Source organism: Streptomyces sp. NPDC027663, from assembly GCF_055566415.1.
In genome coordinates this window covers 80,898-103,141 of the sequence record NZ_JBVHSK010000016.1, presented here as the reverse complement: position 1 = coordinate 103,141, position 22,244 = coordinate 80,898, and the positions used below count along the sequence as shown (strand labels likewise).

The 22,244-nt window shown below is 70.2% G+C and carries 17 protein-coding genes; 3 read left to right on the top strand and 14 right to left on the bottom strand.

Annotation, left to right across the window (positions count from 1 at the left end; genetic code table 11):
* Positions 1–11: 11 nt before the first annotated feature.
* The 7 genes from ddaH to ACZ4SF_RS31620 form a co-directional block, all read right to left on the bottom strand.
* Entirely contained in the window at positions 12–860 is an 849-nt protein-coding gene (gene ddaH / locus ACZ4SF_RS31650; RefSeq protein ID WP_468391234.1) for a dimethylargininase, read from the bottom strand.
* 483 nt (positions 861–1,343) lie between these two features.
* Positions 1,344–1,814, bottom strand: a complete 471-nt coding sequence (locus tag ACZ4SF_RS31645; RefSeq protein WP_468391231.1) for a nuclear transport factor 2 family protein — start codon at positions 1,812–1,814, stop codon at positions 1,344–1,346.
* Positions 1,815–2,073: 259 nt separating this feature from the next.
* The gene (locus ACZ4SF_RS31640; RefSeq protein WP_468391228.1) at positions 2,074–2,895 is read right to left on the bottom strand and encodes an AfsR/SARP family transcriptional regulator; all 822 of its coding nucleotides are present in this window, start codon (positions 2,893–2,895) and stop codon (positions 2,074–2,076) included.
* A gap of 332 nt (positions 2,896–3,227) precedes the next feature.
* A complete protein-coding gene (locus ACZ4SF_RS31635; protein WP_468391225.1) occupies positions 3,228–4,109 on the bottom strand; it encodes an AfsR/SARP family transcriptional regulator in 882 nt (293 codons plus the stop codon).
* A 347-nt stretch (positions 4,110–4,456) separates the two neighbouring features.
* Positions 4,457–6,493, bottom strand: a complete 2,037-nt coding sequence (locus tag ACZ4SF_RS31630; protein ID WP_468391222.1) for a condensation domain-containing protein — start codon at positions 6,491–6,493, stop codon at positions 4,457–4,459.
* 637 nt (positions 6,494–7,130) lie between these two features.
* Entirely contained in the window at positions 7,131–8,075 is a 945-nt protein-coding gene (locus ACZ4SF_RS31625; RefSeq protein ID WP_468391219.1) for an SRPBCC family protein, read from the bottom strand.
* A gap of 221 nt (positions 8,076–8,296) precedes the next feature.
* Positions 8,297–8,944 carry a ScbR family autoregulator-binding transcription factor gene (locus ACZ4SF_RS31620; RefSeq protein ID WP_468391216.1) on the bottom strand — a complete coding sequence of 216 codons (648 nt, stop codon included), beginning with the start codon at positions 8,942–8,944 and terminating at the stop codon, positions 8,297–8,299.
* Positions 8,945–9,532: 588 nt separating this feature from the next.
* On the opposite strand from ACZ4SF_RS31620, the gene ACZ4SF_RS31615 reads away from it, so the two are divergent.
* Complete coding sequence (locus ACZ4SF_RS31615) at positions 9,533–10,495, top strand: ScbA/BarX family gamma-butyrolactone biosynthesis protein (RefSeq protein ID WP_468391213.1); 963 nt, start codon at positions 9,533–9,535, stop codon at positions 10,493–10,495.
* A gap of 48 nt (positions 10,496–10,543) precedes the next feature.
* Here the strand turns inward: ACZ4SF_RS31615 and ACZ4SF_RS31610 are convergent, their stop codons facing one another.
* Positions 10,544–11,386, bottom strand: a complete 843-nt coding sequence (locus ACZ4SF_RS31610; RefSeq protein ID WP_468391211.1) for an NAD(P)H-binding protein — start codon at positions 11,384–11,386, stop codon at positions 10,544–10,546.
* A gap of 161 nt (positions 11,387–11,547) precedes the next feature.
* On the opposite strand from ACZ4SF_RS31610, the gene ACZ4SF_RS31605 reads away from it, so the two are divergent.
* Positions 11,548–12,216 carry a ScbR family autoregulator-binding transcription factor gene (locus tag ACZ4SF_RS31605; protein ID WP_468391208.1) on the top strand — a complete coding sequence of 223 codons (669 nt, stop codon included), beginning with the start codon at positions 11,548–11,550 and terminating at the stop codon, positions 12,214–12,216.
* Between the two features lie 9 nt (positions 12,217–12,225).
* Here ACZ4SF_RS31605 and ACZ4SF_RS31600 read toward each other — a convergent pair whose 3' ends face one another.
* The 6 genes from ACZ4SF_RS31600 to ACZ4SF_RS31575 all read right to left on the bottom strand — a co-directional run bounded on the left by ACZ4SF_RS31600 (position 12,226) and on the right by ACZ4SF_RS31575 (position 19,098).
* Positions 12,226–12,600: a DUF6009 family protein gene (locus ACZ4SF_RS31600; RefSeq protein WP_468391205.1), complete on the bottom strand. Its 375-nt coding sequence runs from the start codon at positions 12,598–12,600 to the stop codon at positions 12,226–12,228.
* Entirely contained in the window at positions 12,597–14,192 is a 1,596-nt protein-coding gene (locus ACZ4SF_RS31595) for a DNA primase family protein (RefSeq protein ID WP_468391202.1), read from the bottom strand. The genes ACZ4SF_RS31600 and ACZ4SF_RS31595 overlap by 4 nt, the downstream gene beginning before the upstream one ends.
* On the bottom strand, positions 14,189–15,301 hold the full coding sequence (locus ACZ4SF_RS31590) for a bifunctional DNA primase/polymerase (RefSeq protein WP_468391199.1): 1,113 nt from the start codon (positions 15,299–15,301) through the stop codon (positions 14,189–14,191). The genes ACZ4SF_RS31595 and ACZ4SF_RS31590 overlap by 4 nt, the downstream gene beginning before the upstream one ends.
* A 665-nt stretch (positions 15,302–15,966) precedes the next feature.
* The gene (locus ACZ4SF_RS31585; protein ID WP_468391196.1) at positions 15,967–16,350 is read right to left on the bottom strand and encodes a DUF6009 family protein; all 384 of its coding nucleotides are present in this window, start codon (positions 16,348–16,350) and stop codon (positions 15,967–15,969) included.
* A 190-nt stretch (positions 16,351–16,540) separates the two neighbouring features.
* The gene (locus ACZ4SF_RS31580) at positions 16,541–18,082 is read right to left on the bottom strand and encodes a DNA primase family protein (RefSeq protein WP_468391193.1); all 1,542 of its coding nucleotides are present in this window, start codon (positions 18,080–18,082) and stop codon (positions 16,541–16,543) included.
* On the bottom strand, positions 18,079–19,098 hold the full coding sequence (locus ACZ4SF_RS31575; protein ID WP_468391190.1) for a bifunctional DNA primase/polymerase: 1,020 nt from the start codon (positions 19,096–19,098) through the stop codon (positions 18,079–18,081). Before ACZ4SF_RS31575 ends, ACZ4SF_RS31580 begins: the two co-directional genes overlap by 4 nt.
* Before the next feature lie 890 nt (positions 19,099–19,988).
* Here ACZ4SF_RS31575 and tap point away from each other — a divergent pair.
* Positions 19,989–22,244, top strand: a complete 2,256-nt coding sequence (gene tap / locus ACZ4SF_RS31570) for a telomere-associated protein Tap (RefSeq protein WP_468391187.1) — start codon at positions 19,989–19,991, stop codon at positions 22,242–22,244.

Genomic DNA, 22,244 nt, shown 5'->3' with positions numbered 1-22,244 from the left:
TCAGCGCTGGGTCAGGACAGCACCAGCGTGCAGCACTTGACGCTGCCGCCCGCCTTGAGTAGCTCCCCCAGGCTCACTCCGATCGGGTTGAAGCCCCGCTCCTTCAGCTGGTCGGCGAGGCCGGTGGCCGCCTGGGGCAACAGCACGTTGAGCCCGTCAGAGAAGGCGTTGAGGCCGAACACCGCGGCGTCCTGGTCCGAGGCGAGGATCGCGTCCGGGAACATCTCCCGCAGCACCGCCTGGCTGCCCGGGGTGAAGGCCGCCGGGTAGTACATGATCTCCTCCGGCGAGAGCACCGACAGCGCGGTGTCCAGGTGGTAGAAGTCCGGATTGACCAGGGTCAGCCCCGTCACGGGGATGCCGAAGAACTCCTGGGCCTCGGCATGCGAGCGGGGGTCGGTCCGAAAGCCGGTACCGGCCAGCATCCGGCGTCCCACGCGCAAGTAGTCGCCCTCGCCCTCGTTAATGTGCTCCGGCCACAGCAGCTCGCGGAAGCCGTTCTGGGCGAACCAGTCGAGGTAGGCCGGCCCCTCCGCGGTCCGCTCCTGGTGCCGGAACCGGGCGCCGAGGACCTTGCCGTCCACCACGGTCGCGCCGTTGGCGGCGAACACCATGTCCGGGAGGCCCTCGATCGGCTCGACCACCTCGACCGTGTGCCCGAGAGACAGGTACAGATCCCGAAGCTGTTCCCACTGGAGCAGGGCCGTCTCGGTGTCCGTCGGCTTCTCCGGGTTCATCCACGGGTTGATGCTGTAGGTCACGTCGAAGTACTGCGGGCGGCACATCAGCAGGCGGTGCGGAACCACCTTCCGTGCCGCGCGGGGTGCCCGTTCGTCGGCTGCGGCGCCGTTCAAAGCCATGGTGGGTTCCTCCTTGGGTTCTTCGTGAGAGAGGGATGCGGGCTCGGCGCAGCGAGGTGTGGGGCGCCGGCCGCTCGGACCCGCGAACGGGCCGTCGTCAGACCCCGGTCAGGCCGGTCACCCGTGGTCGGAGGGGTGCCGGGCAGCGGTGGCTGCACGTCGGCCGGGCGCGGCATCCGGGTCGTGGGCGGACGTCCGACACAGTAGTCCGGCCCACCTGCCGCATCCCGGCCCCCCATCCGCGTTCGAGCGTTCCTCCAAGCAGCTCACCGGCTCTCGCGGGAAGGTGTGCGGCACGGGAGACTCCCCCGGACGTCGACGCGCCCGCCCTCGTCGGTGACGCAGGCGGGCGCGGACAGGGAGGGGATGCGCACGGCTCACTCTAGGCAAGGGTCGGCTCCAAGTCCTTTGCGCAGGACGGAACTTCGAGTTCAGCTGCAGCGGAGTTCCACCGCAGCTGCCGCTCGCGGATCGCGCGGTCACTCAGGCCAGGTCGTCGCGGGTCACACGGCGGTGCGCGATGCGCCACTTGTCGCAGGCGCGGATCAGGGTGTCCTCCATGACGCACACGTACAGCACCTCGGAAGTGCTTCCACTCGGCGTGGCGTACACCAGGGCCGAGCAGCGGGTGTGCAGTGACCCGTCGTCCTGGGGCCGTACATCGAGCATGCCGACCCAGTGGGTGAGGCGGCTGCCGGCCCGCCGTTGCCGTGCCGCGCCAGCCCGTACGTAGCGGGCGAGCCCGGCGCGGGCACGCACCGGCCCGGGCAGGGAGGGCAGTTCGATGACGGCGTTTTCGGTGAAGGTGCCCGCCCAGCGGTCGGTGTCGTGCGCGTCCAGGATCCGCATCTGCTCCACGTAGAACTGTTGCGCCTCCGCGTACAGGGCGGCGAACCGTTGGCTGTGGAACGTACGTTTGGCGGCTCCCACCGGCTCGCCGGTCGGGATCTCCACTTCTGCCTCGGTGATCCGGACGCGGGATGGACACCCCCCGGGGCTCGGCTCGAGCGGCTTTCGCTTACGCCTCAAGCATGCCCGCCGCGGATGGAAGCCACATGCCAGGACAGCCCCTCGGACCGGCGGACCGGTCCCGCCGCGGAACCGTGCGGGGGTTGGTCCGCCGTGTGTCGAGGACCGGCACAGCCGTTGTTGCACCGAAGTGTGCGGGCAGGGTACGGCAGGCCGCCGGCCGTGGGCCGGGCGGTGCCGCCCATCACGCCGCGAACAAGGCGAAGGTCGAGGTGTGGCGCGGCCCCGCCAGCACGTCCAGCTGCGGGTCCACGGCCAACATGGCTTGGTGCATGCGCTGCAGCTGCGGGGAGGGTTCCACGCCCAGGTCGTCGATGAGCCGCATGCGCAGTCGTCGGTAGACCTCCAGCGCGGTGGCCTGCCGGCCCGACCGGTACATCGCCAGCATGGCCTGGGAGTGCAGCCCCTCATGGTGCGGGTGGCGAGCGGTCAGCTCGGTCAGCTCGGCGATCAGCTCCGCATGGCGGCCGAGCCTCAGGTCGGCGTCGATGCGCCGCTCCACGGTGACCAGCCGGCTCTCCTGCAGCCGCATCACCTCGATCTCCAGGACCGGCCCGAGTTTCACGTCGACCAGCGGCACGCCGGTCCACAGGTCGAGTGCCGCGCCGAAACGCGCCGCGGACACCTCGTCGTCACCCGCCTCGAACGCGGCCTGGCCCTGACGGACCAGTTCCTCGTACTGGTTCACGTCGACGCAGCTCTTGTCGATCTGAAGCAGATATCCGCCGTGCCGCGTGGCAAGAATGTCCTTGGCTCCGGTCGGCGCGCCCGGTCCCATGGCCGTGCCGAGCCGTCTGCGGAGTTGAAGTATGTATGTCTGGAGGGTCGTCAGTACGCTCGCTGGAGGCTCGGTTCCCCAGAGTTCCTCCACGAGAGTCTGAACGGGGATGACCCGTCCCGGATAAAGCGCCAGCAGCGACAGAATCTGCCGCGGTTTGCTGGCCGTCGGAACGATTGACCCCCCGTTGACCTCGGCACTCAACGGACCCAGAAGCTTGATCTTCATGGTGTCCTCCCCACTTCGTCGAGTTCCTTGTCTGATTCCTTCTGGTGGCCGGAAATATCCACCACTAAGCACGCTAGCCGTATCCGTGTCCCTCGAGCGATGTCCTGTAGTTGTCCTCTAGCAGTGCTCCAAGCGGCTTGTTGCGTGAAGCCTGTGCGGATCTGAAGAACACCTTCACCAGTAATGGAAATCAACCGCGAATGCCGGTCCGGGCTTCGGGGCGGCAGACAATGCAGCGACGCATCAGCCCTTTTCCGGTACCCCGGTCCGAAAGGCGGCAGCGCCATGCAGCGGTGAAAAGGACCAAGCCAAAAGGACCGGCACCTCTTGGGTCACTGGGTCGATGCCAGCGATCCGGCGGGCGCGACGTGCGCGGCTCGGGCGGCTCGGGCGGCTAGGGCCGGCGCCGCCGGGCCCAGGGTGGTCTCGGGCGTTGCCATCAGGATCGACTGCTGGAGCCGGCGCAGCCGCGGTGACGGTTCCAGGCCCAGCTCGCGCCCGAGGGTGGTGCGCAGCTGCAGGTAGGCGTTGAGCGCCTCGCTGCGCCGCCCGGACCGGTGCAGGGCGATCATGAACTGGGCGTGCAGGTTTTCATGGGTGGGATAACGGCTCGTCAGCACCGTCAGCTCAGCGAGCACTTCGCGGTGCCGGCCGAGCCGCAGGTCCGCCTCGATGCGCTGGTCGAGTGCGCACAGCCGGCTTTCGTCGAGGCGCTTGGCCTCCATGGCGAGCTGAGTCCCGGTCTGCACGTCCGCGAAGGCGGATCCCGACCACAGGTCCAGGGCGGCGCCGAGGGTGCGCGAGGCGCCCGCGAAGTCACCGGCGTCCATGGCTCGGTAGCCCAGGCCCGCCAATCGCTCGAACTCCCGGACGTCACTGGTGCCGCCACCGGAGGCGAGCAGGTATCCGCCCGGCAGGGTGAGCAGCACGTCCTTGGCGGTACGGCGTTCCGGCTCCGCGCCGGGCTGTCCGGTGCCGCGGGCCAGCGCCGCCGCAATGAGTTCGCGCAGTTGCAGCACATAGGTCTGCAGAGTGGTGCGCGCACTGCGCGGCGGCCGGCCCGACCACAGTTCCTCGATGAGCGAGTCGACCGTCACCACTCGGTCCGCGTGCAGTCCGAGCAGTGCCAGCACCTGGCGTGGCTTCGGCGCCGTCGGGACGATGGACACCCCGTTCTCCCTCACGACCAGTGCGCCCAGTACGTCGATGTCCACGCCGTCTCCCCCTAGTCCGCGTGCGCTGCCGGCACTCCACGATTTAAAAACAGCGCGATCGGTATGTCAATACGAGACTGTACGCCCTGTTTCTGTGATCGTTCCAGTGGTGGTGCAGCAAACCGTGAAGACAGCTGTTCACCTGTGAACTCCTCGATTTGATAGGAGCGTCGGGGCACCGCGCGCACCAGCGTGAACCGGCACGCGACCCCCGAGGGGAGGCGTCACAGGCGCAGGAAGTGACCGGCCGTTCTCGTCAAGACTGCATTAAACCGACCGTACAGTCCTGTCTGTTGTCCGCCCGCTGGACGAGCTGCCCGCTGGACGCACGGGCTGCGGCGCCACGCTCAGGTGCTGCGCGCCCGCACCAGCCGCAGGGCCCGGGACAACGCCTCCGCGCTCTCCGCGGCGCCGCCGACCCCGGTCATGACCACGGCCGGAGACTCTCCCGTCCGCTCCGCCGTCCGGCGGGCGATCTCGTGGGCGACCCGGCCGGCCGGACCGGCACCGCACAGGGTCAACCGCCCCTTGCCGTCGAAGAGTTCCCTGAGCGGTCCGGGCGGCACCCGTCGGTCCGTCACGCTGAGCGACATGATCCGTTCCGGTCCCTCGTGACCGCGCAGGAGCGTGTCGTACACGCCGGGCGTGACGCCGGGGACGGTGACCAGGCACACGACGTCCGCCTCGGGTTCCCCGGGCCGCAGTACCGCGAGCGCGAGCTGGTTTCCCCCAGGAGCGGGCAGCGTGATGCGGGGCACCCTAGAGGTCCCGAGCAACCGCAGGGCGTCCCCGACGGTGAACCCCTGGTCCGGATGCTCGGGCAGACTGCGCAGCAGTTGCAGGCACTGCGTGAGGGTGTCGGAGGCGTCGGTGTCGGTGAGCCTGGCCCGGTCGTAGAGGGCGGTCAGCACGAAGGCGTCGTCGGCGTCGTAGTGCGCGACGAGCGTGATCGGCAGTGTCGTGTCACCACCGGCGCTCTGCGGCGCGCCCACACGGACGCCCTCCGCGGCCAGTTCGTCCCGCAGGTCGTCCGGCAGTTCGGGGTGGGTGTCGAAGCGGACGATGGTCTCGGTGAGCTCGGGTCCCGGAGCGCGCCCGCTCCACTCCCGGATCTGGTCGCTGGAGACCCAGGCGTAGGGGTGGAGGTCGAGCGCGGCGTCCCGCACCTGCAGCAGCAGGTCGACGAGCGGCGCGGCGGGGTCCACGGTGACCGTCATCGGCAGCGGGGTCCCCAGCAGTCCGGGGACGTCGGCAGCGGCCCGCAGCGACATGTCCCGCCCGGACAGGTGCACGCCGAAGGCCACCGGCAGCGGCCCGTCCGCCGCGGCCGCCCGGTACAACAGCAGGGCCCACACCACATGCAGGGCGTTGCTCTCCCCCGCGCCCCGGCCCGCGGCCCAGGCACGCAGCCGGGAGGTCTGGGCCGGCCCGAGCCGACGCTGGATCCGGCCGGGCCCCTCAGTGCCCTGCGGTGGGCCGCCGACGCGGCCCGGGCTGACGGCGGCGTCGGCGGGCGGGGCGGCCGACGACCAGAACTCCCGGGCCCCGGCCGGGTCCTGGTGGGTCAGCCACTGCGTGTGATCCCGGATGTCGGGTCGCCGGTCCCCGCCGGGCAGCACGCCGCCGGCGAGGTAGGAACGGTAGAACTGCCGCACCAGCAGACGTGCCCCACGCTCGTCGAGCAGAGCCCGGTGATAGGACACCAGCAGGCGGGTGGACGCCCGCCCGGCGCCGGCCGTCTCCGGCTGCCCGTCGAGCAGGGAGACGCGCAGCAGACCCGGCCGGTACAGCTCGAAGCCGCGGGCCCGGTCCTGCCGGAGGAGTTCGTTCCATCCGATGTTGGCGTGCACATGGCGTACGACCTCCACGACGGTGCGGTCGTGGAGCACCAGACGGGCCGCGCCGGCCCAGTCGAAGGAGGCGCGCAGCACCGCCTCCCTCTCGGCGACGGACTGCCAGGCGCTGACGAACCGGCTGAGGTCCAACGGCCCTGACCAGTCCCAGAAGAGCTGCTCCACGTACCGGCCGGGGCCGCCCCGGTCGTCCACCGCTGCCGCGAGCAGCGCCCGCTGATGCCCGGTCACGGCGATCGTGCCCGCCGCGAGCGGCGCCAGCAGGTCCGCCAGCAGGTCGTCGGTGAGCGACTCGCCGGGTTCGGCCGGGCCGTGAGGGGTGAGCCGCAGGAGAAACCGTCCGAGGCGCCCGGCGTCCGGCACGCCGCCCGGCACGACACCATCCGGCTCGACGTCGTCCAGTTCGACGTCGTACGCCCTGTGGCGCTCGGCGACGCGGGCGGCGACTCCCTCGGCATCCGTGCGGGCGAGTCCGCACAGCTCGAAGACGAGCGATGACCAGGACTGGGTGCCGAGCGGTTCATGCACCACGGTGATGACGGTCCCCGCGTGCGAGTGACGACTTCTCATCCGCTCCCCGGGATACCGGACACCCCTGCCGCAACAGCCGTGTCCGAGATCCCCACCTCCTTTTCGAATCGTTCCTGCACAGCACGTCCGGCCATGACCCGGCTGCCCCTGCCGACGCGTCCGCCCACCCCTGCCCGGGGACCCCGCCGCACTGGAAAACCGATGACCCGCGTTCCCCGCACCGGCTCCGCCAAGGGCCGCCGCGGTTCGTCCGCGAGCGACGGGGCCCGCCTCGCAGCCGGCACCGCCGGCACAGCGTCCTGCCGGTGCCCCTCGCTCACCGGGAAGCGCCCCTCGACGAGATGGGCGGCAAGGGCCCACTTCCCCGCTGTGTCCACGGTGAGCCGGGCCGTGCCCCTGGCGTCCCACCGGAAACCGACCGCCGACAACCGTGCCCCCGGAACCGTTCGTCCCCGGGGGTCGCCGAGCAGGGCTTCGCGGCGCGCCGCCTGCTGCGCCGCGCCGTCCGGTTCATCTGCGGGGCCAGGAGTGGCCCAGGCCGTCGGCGGCCGGCCGGCACACGGGACCGGCCGGGTCGGGGCCGGCGCCGATCTCCTCGCCGCCGTACCGGTCGCCGCGCAGTCTCTTTCCGGTGCGCTCATCGCAGTCTGCGTACGGCGCTCTCGGCGTGCCACCGTGCGAGGTCAAGGGCCTGCGTGCTCGACCGGCCCAGCCACTCGCGCACGTACCGGTGGGCGTCGACGAGCAGTGCACCCTCGCCCAGGACGGCCTCCACCGCGCTCGGCCGGAGCATCACCTGGTGGGCGGAGACGACCCGCTTTCCGGTCTCGTCGGGCTCCACATACCGCTCCCCGTAGTGCGCGGCGACCGGATCGGGCGTCATGGTCTCCTTGTGGACGATCCGACCTGCGGCCGGGAAGCACAGCCGTACGGCCTCGGACACCTGTGTCTGCCCCGTCTGCGGGGCACGAGGGTGCAGGACCGTCTGCTGCACTCCCGGCTGGTCCTCGATGACCTCGACCCGCTCGACGTGCGGGACCAGTTCGTCCCAGTCCTCGATGCCGTAGAGAAAGTCGTAGACGAGCTCCGGGGAGCCGGAGACATAGACGCTCTCCTCGAACGACAGCATCAACTCGTCCAGCCGGTCCCAGCGCTCGGCCGCCTCGCGCAGCTCCTCCGACTCGGCCCGCACGTCCGTCTCCAGGGCCCCGAGCGTTTCCCCGGGCTCGGCCGGGCGCTGCTGGCGCAGCGTCAGCAGGGACCGGTCGTCGCCGTCGGGTTCCACCTTCCAGCTGCCGAAGGTCGGCCCCTCAGACAGCATGGCGTCCCGCTGCTCGAAGTCGATGCGGCACTCGCGAGCCCGCAGCACCCGGTGGGTGAGGCAGGAACGCACACGGCCGTACCGCAGGTCCCACAGCCGCAGCTCCTCTTCGGTGGCGTCGAAGTCGATGCGTTCGACGTGGACGTAGCGGGGCAACAGGACCGGCCAGCGAGGGGCGTCGGCGAGCAGTCCGTAGACGACACCGACGGGGGCCGCGACCGGAACGGTGTGCTGGGCGGAGTGCACTCGCTGCGACGACATGCCCGATCCCCTCCTCCAGGTCTGATCAACGCTGCACGGCCGGGCCTGAGGGAAGCTCGATTCGTGCTGGAAAGGGCACAAGGTGACACGGTGACAGCCCACCGCGCCACGGCTGGAACTTCGCGGCAGAAAACAGCATGAGCGGTATGTTGATACGCCACCAGTTGCCGCGGCCTCGTGACCGGGACATTGCCGGGACAGTCCGTCCGGCCTGCGTCCGCTCAGCCGGTGGTCGACCCCGCGTCGCCCGACCCTGCCGGACTGTCACGGTCGAGGGGGAACCGGTGGGGTGAGGCGGCCAACTGCGGGAGCAGGAGACTCCAGTAGCGGGTCATCCGCTCGCACGACAGCCAGTCCGTGTTCCAGGTGCCCAGCACTTCGAAGCCGATCGTCGCGGCGACGACGGCCGCGGCGGCGTCCTCGCGAGAAACCCCTTGCGCCAGCTCCCCTTCCTCCTGGGCCTGGGCGACCACTTCCTGCACCCACGCAAACCACCCTCGCCACACGCCCCCTTCCCCGCTCTTGCGCGAGGGGTCGCGGCTCAGCCTCAAGCCGGCCCTGATCAACGGGTCGCCGGTGACAGCGGCGAGCAACCGGGAGGTGGCGATCGCCAGCGACTGCAGCAAAGTGTCGGCGGAGCCGCGGCACCCCTCCGCCACCTTCTCGACGGCGTCGGCTGCGGCCCCCTCGACCTCTCGTGCCAGCTCCTCCTTGCTGGAGAAGTGGAAGTGCAGCGCACCGTTGCTCACCCTGGCCTGCGAGCTGATTGCGGTGAGCGAGGCCACGGCGAAGCCCTCGCGTTCGAAGACCTCGGCAGCGGACATGATCAGCTTCTCCCTCGTCCGGGCCGCCCGTTCCTGCTTGACCATCACGCACTCCGTCACTGAGGGGATTTCCGTGCTTCCTGGCCAGCAAGTCGGTGCGCTCGTCGCACAGGCGCGCCCAGGAGTCGATCAGCACCTCGTCGCGGTCCACATTAACAAACCGCAAGGACGGTTTGTAGTGGGGGGAGGGCCTAGTCGCGACACCCAGAGCGCTTCCGGAACACCGGCCTGGTGTCGATTCCCGCGCCGGCCCTGAGCGCCCCAACGGTGCGCCGAGGGCGACTCCTCCCGCATCACACTTCCGCCCCCCTCCCCCTCGATCCAAGCACGCGGCGTGAGCTGGTGATTACCAACCGCTTCGCACCATCATCCATCGACTTTCGGCCACCGTCCGACCGGCACTCGAAAAGCGCTTTGGGATGACTTGAGCGCGGCCTCGCCGACGACCCGCTCTTCCCGGAAATACGCAGAAGAACACCGGTGAACAGCTGAACGGATGGATCGCTTCCGCATCTTAGCCATCCGGAGTCCCCGCTACCGCTGGAAACGAAACCGGTTGGTATGTATCTTCTTTGGTCTGGAGCCAGACCACCCGTACCAGACCATCCATTGCCACGGCATCAGGGGGAAGCCATGTCTGTGATCACGTTCCAGGTCGAACGAACACCACTCCGCGAGGCCTTCGCCTATCCCTCGCTGACCACGACCGTTCCCAAAGAGTTCGTCCACCGCGCGGCAGTCGCCGAGGTCATGCTGACGGGCTGGAAGCGCCAGGACGACACCCGCTTCGCCGTCACCGCCCAATGGCCGCGCGCCCACAGCTTCTTCACTCCGTCCGAGAACGGGCTGCACGACCCGCTCATTGCTGCTGAAACGGTCCGGCAGGTCGGTTCGCTTCTGGCTCATGCCGAGTACGGGGTCCCCCTTGGGCACCAATTCCTCATGTGGGGACTCGACATCACCGTGGAGCCCGCGGGGCTCCTGGTCGGGACCGCGCCGGCCTCCCTGGAACTCGCCGTCGCCGCCACCGAGGTCAAACATCGCGGCGGCAGCCTTGCCCAGCTCGCTTACGAGGCGACGATCATGCGGGACGGGACCCCCGTCGCGCAGGGAGCCGCCTCGTTCAGCACCGCGACCCCGGCGGTGTACCGCCGGCTGCGGGGCCGCCAGGACCTGAGCCGCGTCCGCGCTCTGCCGCTCACCGCGCCCGCCTCGCCGCAGAGCGTCGGACGCACCTCGCCGGTCGATGTCGTGCTGTCACCTGTCGACGGGCCGCACCGCTGGCAGCTGAGGGTGGACACCCGCCATCCGGTCCTGTTCGACCACCCGGTCGACCATGTGCCGGGCATGGTCCTGCTCGAGGCGGCACGGCAGGCGACCGCCGAGGTGCTGGCCCGTACCTCCCTGTCCCCTCTCCGCATGAGCAGCACCTTCAAGCGGTACGTCGAACTGGACGCACCCTGCCTGATCGAGGCCTCGTCCCAGGGACGTTCGGCCGACGGTACGACCGAGTCCGTCCGGGTCACGGGCCGGCAGAACGGAACAGATGTGTTCGAATGTCTGGTGACCGCCGTTGCCTCGTACCCGGGATCCTGAGGCCTGCGGCGACAGACCGGCCGCCGAGCGGGCCTCGTCCGTCCGGTCTCAGACGAAAGCCGTGAGGTGATCCTCGGCCCAGGTCAGGAAAGACCTTGCCGGGCGGCCCGTCACCGCGGCCACCGTCGACCGCACCCCGGCCTTCGCGCCCTCGAACTGGCGCCGGGCGCTGTGCAGCAACGCTTCGGCGACCGGCTCCGGATACCGCGCCCGCAGCGCGGCGCGGGCGGCGTCCTCGCTCAGCTCCTCAAAGTGCAGCGGACGGCCCAGCAGTCGGGAGAGCTGGGCCGTCTGCTCGACAGCGGTGATCGCCTCGGGGCCGGTCAGCTCATGGCTGCGGCCCTCGTGGCCCTCCTCGGTCAGAGCCCGGACGGCGACGTCCGCGATGTCCCGGGGGTCGACACAGGCGTTCGGCGAGGAGCCGTACAGCGCCCGCACCACACCCTGCCCGCGGACGGACGGTGCCCAGGACAGGGTGTTGGACATGAAGGAGCGCGGACGCAGCAGGGTCCACTGCAGCCCCGAGGCGCGCAGCAGTTCCTCACGGGCGCGCTGGCGGCGGGTGACGAGGTCGTCCGCGCCCGGGTCCGAGACGGCCGCGGCCGACAGTTTCACGATCCGCCGGACTCCAGCCAGACGCGCGGCGCGCACGAACCGTTCGTCATCCCCCTCGGCGACGGGGCTGGTGACGAGAAACGCACAGGCCACGCCCTCCACGGCGCGCGCCAGCGAGCGCTCGTCGCCGTAGTCCCCGCCCACCACCTCCACCGCACGGCGCACCCGGGTGAAACATTCGGGCTTCCTGGTCATGACGCGCACCGCCCGATCGGCCGGAAGCCGACGTACCACTTCCGCTCCGACGGTGCCCGTGGCCCCGGTGACGAGGATCATGCGGTTCTCCCTCCCCCTGTCGGCAACCGCCGCTTCGTTCCGGGCAGCGTGGCCGCATCCCGCGGCGCTGCCTGATTCACTTCGCGGCGTGTAATATACATACTGGCCGGTTTGTTCTGGCCTGGAAAAGGGAGTACGGCGCACCGGACGGAGTGGCTTTCATGGCAATGCAAGACCGTGCGATCCGCACTCGCGAGAAGATCCTCTCAGCCGCAGCCGAAGTCTTCGAGACCCGCGGGTACCGCTCGGCGACCATCAGCGAGGTCCTCAGGACCGCCGGTGTGACGAAGGGCGCCCTCTACTTCCACTTCCATTCCAAAGAAGACCTGGCGCAAGGGGTGCTGAGCGCCCAGGACCAGGTGATCAGCCTCCCCCAACGCGCGAGCAAGGTCCAGGAGCTCGTAGACGTGGTGATGCTCCACGCGCACCGTCTGCAGACCGACTCCATGGTGCGGGCGGGCGTGCGGCTGACGATGGACCAGACAGCCGACGGGCTGGACCGCAGGGGCCCGTTCCTCCGGTGGGGCGGCCTTGCCCGCGCACTGCTCGAGAAGGCCGGCAGGCAGAACGAGTTGCTTCCCCAAGTGGAGCCACAGGAGACGGCCGAGCTGGTGACCGGTGCCTTCGCAGGCATCCAGTCCATGTCGCACGCCTTGAGCGACTACGACGACCTGATGCAGCGCACCTCCGCCCTGCTGCGCCACATACTGCCGAGCGTCGTCATTCCCTCGCTGATCACTTCTCTGGACCTGTCGGAGACGCGAGGGGCCAGGGTGTTCGCCGAAGTACAGGCGTCCCTGCAGGAAGTGGCCGAGGCCGGCGCCTCCTGAGCTAGGCGCCTACAAGGGCGAGGGCATCGCCCCGCCCTCCGACCGCTTCGTCTTGCGTCCCTTGCTGCCCGGCGCCAGGGTGCGCGGATCGATGGCCTCAGCGGGTGCCCCCGTGGCGTACAACCCGTCTGGAACGGTGTCCCGGTCGTGCGGCAGCAGCCAGAACACCCGTCGGCGGAAGGTCCCGGACGAACGGGACGGCTTGGCCTCCGGCCCCAGCAGTGCGTAGCCGACCATGCGCCCGTCGCGGTGGTAGGCGGGTTTGCCCCGGCGGGTCGGCAGCCGGTCCAGGCTCTGACGGACATAGTCCAGCCCGCTGATGTCCTCCAGCCAGACGAGGTCGACTTCGTGGACGATCTCGTCCTCGGCTATGAGAGCACTCATACTGTCTCCTCGTCAGCGACCAACCCGATGCCCGGGTAGTACTTGCGCTGGTTGGAAAGGATCATCTCTTTCGGAGACGTCAGTCCTACCGCCTCCCGGACCCGCGCGGCGAAAGACCGGGACGAGACGGCCGGGACTCCCTCATTCTGACACCATGTCCGGTAAGCCGCGTAGAGACCGGCCTGTTCCGTCCTCGTGCCCGGCTCGCGCCGACAGGACTCGCCCAGGAAGCGCCCTATGTGGTCCTCGGTCTCCGCATACGCCGTGGTGGCGATGCGCACCGGCTCCGGGCCCAGCAGGTCCCTCTCCCCGCTCAGGTAGCGCCGTGCCCCGGCGACCAGCCAGTTGAGGATGCCCGCCCCTTCCTCCGTGACCAGGATGTCCGCCAGATTGTCGACCTTTCGGTGGTCCGGTACGACCCGCTCGAACGGGATCAGCCGCATCCGTCGCCAGAACGCGAAACCGCCCGTCCCCACCTCGGGCCGGTGGTTGCCCAGCAACCAGAGCTTGTGGGTCGGCTGGAAGCTGAAGAAGTCCTGCCGCATCCGCCGGGCCTTGATGCGGTCACCGCCGGTCAGCAGCTTCACCCGAGCCTCGTCGAACCGGTCCCCCGGCTTGACCTCGCTGCACACGATGACCCGACGCCCGTGCAGTTCGGCCAGGTCGGTGGGGTGTCCCTCGTAGGGGCGGGCCATGAGGAAGCCGGGCGGCGCGGCGTCCGCGTAGTCCCCGACGAGCTTCATCACCACATCCAGCAGCACCGACTTGCCGTTCTTGCCGGAGCCGAACAGGAAGGGCATCACCTGAGCACCGACGTCACCGGTGATGGAGTAGCCGAGCAGCAGGTGCAGGAAGCCGATCATTTCCGCGCCCTGGGGGCCCTCCCCGAAGGTGTCGGCGAGAAACCGGTCCCAGCGGGGCGTAGGCATCGGTTCGGGCGTCACGGTGGTGGAGCGGGAGTGGAAGTCCCGGTTCGGGTCCGGCACACGTTTGAGCCCGGTACGCAGGTCCACGATGCCGCCGGGTGTGCACAACGCGTACGGATCGGCGTCCAGCAGCGCCGCGTTCAGCACCATGCCGGGCGCGGACTTGGCCTGGGTGAGCATCGCGTTCATCCCACTGGTGCTCAGTGCACGCCGGCGGTGCTGCTGCAGGGCGGTCGCGCTGTGCACCCCCCGCGGGTCGTTGGTGGCGAGAGACTCCGCCAGGTCCCCGGCGGCCCACAGCACGGTGTCGTCCTCGTCGATCTGCCAGCGGGTGCTGTCCCACCGGAACCAGCCGAGCCCCGGCACGTGCCGGTAGTCGTTGGCGTAAAGGCTCACGAAGAGCTTGGCGTTGCCACGATCGCTGAGGGTGTCGGGCAGCAGCCCGTCGGCAGTGGCCTCACCGGCGGGCAGGACGCCGCCCTGGGCGTCCGTACGCGGCAGGGCGCCACCTTGGCCGTCCGTACGCGGCTGAGGCCCGCCTGGAGCCTCCGTACGCGGTGGGGGGAGGATCCCGGCCTCCGTACGTGCCTGGGGAAGGGTCTGGGACAGGATCTGCGCGGCGACCGAGCTGGCGTCGAAGAGGGCGTTGTCATGGCCGCGCGTCACCGGCGGCCTCCCGGGGCCAGCGGACGGGTGCGGCCCGCGCTCAGTCCACCGCGGATGACAGCGCCGTATCGCCGTTCCTGCCCGGGCCTCGCCTGCGCGGCCGCCTCCCGCAGGGCCTGCTCGGCCTCGTCGTCGTCCAGCAGGCCCGCGGCGACGAGCCCACCGGCGGTATAGGCGGCCCGGTTGAGCTTCTCGGTGAACCCCGCTCCCTCCGGAACGGCACCACAAGCCGCCACCTCGGCCAGCAGAGAGGCCAGCACCCGGTCTGCGGCTCCCGATCCGCCTCCGGCGGCCAGGACCGCCTGCCGGGCCCGTGGCGGCACCGGCCGGGGCGCGGGCAGGTACGCGGGCGGCAGGTGGCCGGTGCGCTCCAGTTCCCTGGCGAGCCAGGCCGGCAGCGGTGCGGGCTCACGCGCCGTTCCCACGGCCTCGTACGTACCGGCAGCGGTGACCGTCCCCGGGGCGACGATGTATCCGCCGTGCGCCCGTACGTCGACCTGCCAGGCCAGTGCGCGGCCGCCGCCTGAGCCGGACGAGCACTGCCAGCGGTGCCCTGCTAAAGCCCGGTACCACACGTGCAGACCGCCGGAGGGCGTGCGCACCCGCAGGGTCGCGTCGTCGTCCGCGGGCGAGGTCTCACCGCGCAGCGCGGCCAGCACCCCGATCGTGTGGAACCCATTGGCGAGCCCGGTCAGGTCGACGGTGTCGGCGATGTCGATGCCGGGCAGCAGACGGTCACGTCCGGGCAGCTCACGGGCATGGGCATCGATGTCAACGACGACCAGTCCGGCCGGTCCGCAGGCGATCCCCACTCCGAACTCGGGATGGGTGCCCCACCACTGCTCGATACGGGCGAAGTCCAGCGTGGCGGCCCGGAAACCGTGGCACCAGCGCCCGTCAACAGCACATCGACATTCCCGGTAGGTGTGCCCGGGCTCACGGCAGAGCGCGCAGTTACCTGCGGGCGTCTTGCGTCCCGGGGCCAGTGGATGAACCGGCCAGCCGCGGCTGGCACACCATCGGGCAATGGCCAGGGACTGCAAGGCACCCGCTTCGACTGCGGCGGGCTGCAGTGAGTCGCTGCGCAAAACCCGCAGCTCATCGGTCATGTGTTCCCCCGTTAGCGACCGAAGCGACTCAAAGATGGGAACACAGTAGCGAAGGAGTCGTAAAGGCGGGATGAGGTGAACGCAGAAAGCGCTCCGTCTCGGGAGTGCGCCAGCGACCGAAGAGGAACCCGCAGCGACCGAAAAGCCCTGGGTCGCTGCTTCAGTCGCTGCTTCAGTCGCTGCCAAACCTGCAGGTCAAAGCCTTGAAAACCCCCAAACAGCGACTCAAGCGACTCAAGTTCCCTACATATAACGCCTACACGCGCACACACGCGCACGCACGCACACACGAATGTATCCATATACCCGGAACTTGAGTCGCTTCAGTCGCTGTTCGCCTCCGAAACGGCCCCTGACCTGGTCTTTTACACAGCTACCGAGCAGCGACCCAACAGCTACGCAGGCCTCGCTCAGTCGCTGTCCTTCAGTCGCTGACCCCCGATCGCCGTTTCTGGGCCTCTGTACTCGTAGCGACTCAAGCGACTCTCGACCGAACCTGGATGACCGTTTCTTCACCGAGGCCTTCCACCCGAACCCTCCACCGCACGAGCGACCGAAGCGGCCGGCCGCCCGGACCCTTCCCAGCCGCCCGAAGACCTCCAAGCCGCCTGACTTCGTGTCCGGGAGCCCTCGGCACCGCTACCGCACCGCTACCGCACCGCGGCTCATGACGCGACCGTGGCTATGGCGGACGGCCCGCTCTGGGACCGGGGCGTCTTGCTCCCGGGCTTCTTCGGCTCGATGGTGCGCGGATCCACGGCCTCGCCGGGCGCCCCTTCCCGGTACAGCCCCTCGGGAAGGCTGTCCCGGTCGTGCGGAAGCAGGAAGAACACCCGCCGCCGGTACAGCCCGCTGTCGGGATCGGCCTCCGCTCCGTCGTCGAGGACGGCGTAGCCGACCATGCGCCCGTCCCGGGCGTACGGCGGCTTGGTGTTGCGGCGCCTGGTCTTGTCGAGCGCCTGGCGTACGTAGTCGAGGCCGTCCAGGGGCTCCAGCCACACCACCTGCGCTTCGTGGATGAGGTCGCTCTCGTTCAGAAGCGAGCTCATGGCTCCAGCCCCTCCTTCGTCGGCCGGGCCCCGCCGAAGGGTCCGGCCCGGTGTGTATGTGTCGTGCTGTGGGCGTCCCGGCGAGCCGGGCGGGAGCCGGCCGCGGAAACGGCCGTTCGCTGTCCATCGTAGAAGGGCCACCTGGCGGGGCCGGGGGGCCGCCGTACGGCCTGCCGACGGGACGGGGTGGTCATTCGGCCCCCGTGAGGGCGATCCCCGGGTAGTACTTGCGGCCGTTGGACTTGATCATGGCGGCGGGAGAGGTGAGGCCCAGTTCCTGCCGGACGCGCGTGGCGAAGGCCCGCGGACTGGCGGGCCGGATGCCCTCCCCCGCGGTGCACCACCCCTGATACGTGCTGTACAGCAGGCCCTGCTCGACCCGCAGCTCGGCCTGGCCGGCGGTCTCCCGGATGCAGCATTCGTTGAGGAAACGGCCGATGTGATCCTCGGTCTGCGCGTACTCCGTGGTCGCCACCCGTACCCGGTCCGGCCCGTCGAGCGGATCCCGGGTGGCCAGGTAGCGGCGCGCTCCCTCGATCAGCCAGTTGAGGATGCCGGGACCCTCGTCACGGACCAGCTCGAAGGCGAGGTTGTCGATGCGCCGCGCGGCGGGCACGATCCGGATGAACGGGATCAGCCGGATGCGCCGCCAGAACGCGAAGCCACCCGTCGACACCTCGGGACGGTGGTTGCCCAGCAGCCACAGATGATGGGTCGGCGTGAACGAGAAGTAGTCCTGCCGCATCCGCCGGGCCTTGATCTTGTCGCCGCCGGTCAGGAGGCGGACCCGGGCCTCGTCGAACTTGTCGTTGGGCTTCAGTTCGCTGCACACCACCAGGCGCCGGCCGTGCAGTTCCGTCAGCTCGGTGGAGTGCTCGGAGAACGCGCCGCGGTCCATCAAGAAGCCCGGAGGTGCGGCGTCCGCATAGTCGCCCAGGATCTGGATCATCGTGTCGAGCAGGACGGACTTGCCGTTCTTGCCCTCGCCGTGCAGGAACGGCAGCACCTGGGCGCCGACGTCGCCGGTGATGGAGTAGCCCAGCAGCAGGTGCAGGAAGCCGATCATCTCCCGGCCCTCGCCGTCGTCCCCGAAGGTGTCGGCCAGGAAGCGTTCCCACCGGGGGGTGGGCATGTGCTGCGGCGCGACACTGGTGGCGCGGGAGTGGAAGTCCCGCTTCGGGTCGGGCTTGTGGAGCTGACCGGTGCGCAGATCGACCACGCCGGCCGGGGTGCACAGCGTGTACGGGTCTCCGTCCAGCGTGTCGGGATCGACCGACAGATCCGGAGCGGCCTTCGCCTGGGTGAGCAGCGCCTTTATCCCCGTCGTGGACAGCGTCCGCCGTTTGTGCGTGGCCAGTTCGCGGTCCCTGTACCGTCCGAGCGGGTCGGTCTCCGGCAGGTCCTCGGCCATCTCGCCGGCCGCCCACAGGGCCGCTTTCTCCCCGCCTGTGCGCTTCCAGCGGTAGCCGTCCCACGCGAACCAGCCCAGGCCCTCGACATGCCGGAACCGGTCGCGGTACAGCTGCACGAACAGACGGGCGTTGCCGCGGTCACTCAGGTGCGGCGGCAGCAGCACCGGCTCCTGCCGCACGCTGTCCGGCGGCGAGAGGGTCTGAGGCGGGGAGACCTGCGCGGGCAGGACGGCGGTGGCCGGCTCGTGCTCCTGCAGCTCGAGCATCTGCTGAGCGGCAGCCTGGGGATCGAACCGCGGCGTGCTCTCGGCGCTGCTCATGTACGTCCTTCGAGGTGGAATGGGCGCGCGCCCCCTGCGGCGAGCCCCTCATCGATGATCTTCTCGTTACGGCGTTCCTGCCAGGGACGCGCGCTGTGCGCCGCGGCCAGCAAATCCGTACGCACCTCCGTCTGCTCGAGGTGCCCGGCGGCCACGAGCCCACCTGCCGTATAGGCGGCCCGGTTGAGTTTCCCGGTGAAACCGGTGCCCTCCGGCGCGGTCCCGCAGCGCACGACCTCCTCCACCAACGGCGCGAGAACCCGCCGCGCCGACGTGCCCCGCCGTGTGCGCCGTACCGCCCCGCCGCTCGCCGGCGGTCCCGGCGCAGGCGGAGCGATCAGATGGCCGGTCCGCACCAACTCCGCGTGCAGCCAGGCAGGCAGCGGCGCCGGCGTCCGGGCAGGGCCCTGCGCCTCGTACGTGCCCTGGGCGGTGCGTGTGGCGGGCGCGACGATGTACCCGCCGTGTGCTCGTACGTCGACCTGCCAGGCCAGCGCCACCTTCGGACTGGACCCCGTCGAGCAGCGCAACCGCGTGCCCGGCTCGGGGACCCGGTACCAGATGTGCAGGCCACCCGACGGCGTCCGCACCCGCAGCGTGCCTTCGTCCCGGGCCGGATCGGGCTGCCCGCGGAAGGCCGCCAGCAACGCCAGCGTGTCGAATCCCGAGGCGAGACCGCCCAGGTCCACGGTCTCGTGAATCGCAATGCCGGGGAGCAGCCGGCCGCGATCCGGCACCGGGGCCGGATGGGCATCGACATCGATGACGACGAGTCCCGCGGGCCCGCAGGCGACACCGACACCGGCCGAGGGACTCTGCCCCCACCAGGCGTCGATGCGCTCCTGATCGGTCGTCGCGGCATGGAAACCATGACAGGCCCGGCCCGCCGCCCGGCACGGACACGTCCGGGGGTCGTGGTGCCGGTCCCTGCAGGCCGGACAGTTCGCGGCAGGCGTCTTGCGCCCCGGTGCGAGCGGATGGACCGGCCAGCCCTGCGCCGCGCACCAGCGGGCCACGGCGTGAGGTGTCCCCGGACCGGCCTGAGCGGCAGGCGCGCGGGTCTCACCGGGGCTCGGCACGTGGATCGTCCTCGTCGCTGTTGTACTCGGTCCCTGCACGGGGGCGAACCACCAGGCCAGGCAGGGGCGTGAGGCGTTCCGAGGGACCGAAGGGACTGTCTTTCGCACAGAGTCTAGGGCCGCCGGGTCCCCGGGCTGCGTAGCCACCTCCCCCGCGTGCCGCCGTATCGGACTGTTCGGTCCCTTGAGTCCCTGCGGAGGGGGGCAACGCCCCACGGACGCACTGGAAGAAGCCGGTTCGTCGCATTTCCCGAGTGGGCGACGGGGCCTTGGACCCGGGTTCGAACGAACCTCCGGCGGGGGCATGCCTCTCCCGGCAGGGACTGAAGACCGTCCCTGCGCCGGGTCCCTTCGGACCCTTGCGTCCCTGCGAGGAAAGCGCAGGTCAAAGGCGCCTCCCGGACGTGAACAGGGACTGAAGGGACCAAGAGTGCCTAATTATGAGCTGTACCTGCACTACTGATCTTGTGGTGTGTTCACACGCGCGCCCGCATACGCATGTCCATCCATGTTCCCGTCATAATGGCGAAGTTGAGTCCCTACAGTCCCTGAACGGGAAGGGCCACCCCACCTGACCAGGCAAAACTCTTCAGGGACCAAAGTCCCTCCGGACCCTGGAGCTTCAGTCCCTGACCCCTCGGTCCCTACCACCCCGGTCCCTACCGTTTAGCGCCCTCGCCTCTCCGCGCCCCGGCGCCCGGCTCGCCCTACCCCCGCCACAGGCCTCCCCGCCAGTCCCCCCACCGGAGTCATGTGCGATCCGCAAGCGATTCGATGGGCGATCTAGAGAGCGGCCGGGATAGGGTGTGCCTGGGAGGTGAGCTTTCGTGCCCACTCAGGACGAGCTGTTCAGCGCGGTCGACGCGCTGCTGGAAGAAGTCGCCCAGAACGACCTGCCGTCGCCCGCCGAGCGCAGGCGCCTGCGGGAGGCCGCGGGACTGAGCCAGACTCAGGTCGCGGCCGCGCTGGCGACCCGCCGCGAGACGGTCGCCAGCTGGGAATCCGGGAAGAACGAGCCCCGCCCGCCCCAACGGGCCGCCTACGCCCGCTTCCTGGAAAAGCTCGCCGAACGGTTCCCCGTACCGCCCCAGGCGCCGCAGGAGACGTCCACCACTCCCCCGGAGCGCCCGGAGCCTCCGGAGCACCCCGCACCCAAGGCACCCACGGACCATCAGCCACCCCCAGTCCCTGCCCCCCAGCAGCAGGACACGCGCACCACGGCGACCACCGCGCCCGAGCCCCCTCTACGGACCAGCCCGACGCCCACGACCCCGCCCAGGCCGAGGCCCGCACCGAGGAAGCCGGCCGACTCCCAGGCCGTGGCCCCGTCCGCGACCACGGCCGACACCACCGCTGCCCGCTTCGAGAACGGCCCCCTCGCCGTCATCGACCTCGACGGCGACCAGATGGTGGCCTACTGCGTGGGAGGCCTGGTCCTGGACGTACCCGCCAAGAGCATTGCGGCACTGGTGGACTGGACGCTGACCGAGGCCCGGCTCGGCCAGTCCCGGCTGCACCGGAACGGCCGTGACGCCGACCCCGTCCTCGTCCTGACCCCCCCGGCCCTGGAGCGCTACGGCCTGCCCGTCACCCTCTCTCCCGAAGAACGACGCGCCGGACGGCTGAAGGACAGCCACAAGGTGGTCAAACAGGTCAAGAAAGCGGACCTGCAGCTGACCCAGCTCGGCTTCGGCTCGTGGGCCCGCATCTACCGCGAACCCGAAGGCGCCCGCCGCCGCTGCGTACAGCTGTGCATCCCGTCCTGGGGCGCGCTGCCCGTGGAGGAGTGGGACGACAAGAACGCCCCCCGCCTGCCGACCATGCCCGCCGCCGACCTCGCACGCTTCCTCGGCACCTACGCGCAGCGGGTGATGACCCCGCGCGGCACCACCGCGGTCACCGGCCTGGAACTGATGACGGCGCTGCGCCCGCCGACCCGCGCGGAGAAGGACCCCGGCACCGGAGAGTTCCAGCAGGCGTTCAACACCGACGCCCTCACCCACGTGTACGACGTGGTCGAGTGCGAGGTCCCGGACGAGCACCCGCTGCTCAAGGGCCGATTTGCCCGCCACCACCAGCGGACCCCGGCCGAGATGCTCCTGGAGGAACCGTACGACTGGTGCCGGGAACTCACCGACGACGAGTGCATGGAGCCGTACCTGGTCGCCATCGACGTCAACATGGCGTTCGCAGCGGCCGCCAACGGCCTGACCGTCGGGCTGGACGGACCGACCCACCTCACCGGCAACCCGCGCTTCGACCCCGCGCTGCCCGGCTCATGGCTGGTGGACCTCTCCCACCTCGACCTCTCCCAGGTCGAGGTCAACGGCTGCACGCTGGACGCCGGCCGGCTCCCGTCACCGTTCACGCCACGAGGCAACCGGCCCGAGGGCCCCGCCTGGTACGCCACACCGACCCTGGCCTACGCACGGGAACTCGGCTTCGAGGTCGCGCCGGTCGAGGCCTACGTCCGTACCCGCACCGGCCGCTACCTCGACCCCTGGTACAAGCGGCTGCGCGACGCATACATCGCCACCATGGCAGACCTCGGGGTGAGCACCGCCCTGGAGGGTGAGGCATTCCTGCAGGCCATGGCCCGCTCCCGGCACGCCGACCCGACGCTGTCCCTCGTGCTCAAGGCCATCAAGGCCACGGCCAAGGGCGGCATCGGCAAACTGCGCCAGCGCAATCGCGGGCAGGTGCCGTACTACGAGCCGTGGCCGGCGCTCGCCCGCCCCACCTGGCGCCCTGACATCCGGGCAGCAGTCCTGGCGACCGTCCGGGTCAATATGCACCGCAAGATCATGAAGACGGCGGCTGCCACCGGCCGCTACCCCGTGGCCATCGGCACCGATGCCCTCGTCTACCCCTCCCCCGGCCCCAGCCCGCTGGACTTCCTGCCGTACACCACCGAAGGCAAGCCCGCCCCCGGCACATTCCGCCTGGGCGTGAGCCCCGGCATGGTCAAGCATCAGGGCACGCAGACCGTGCTGTGGGCGGAGCAACAGTTCGAGCAGCACGGCGGTGTCTTCAACATCGCCAACCACATCAAGAACGACGGCACCGCCGCCGAAGGGGAGTAG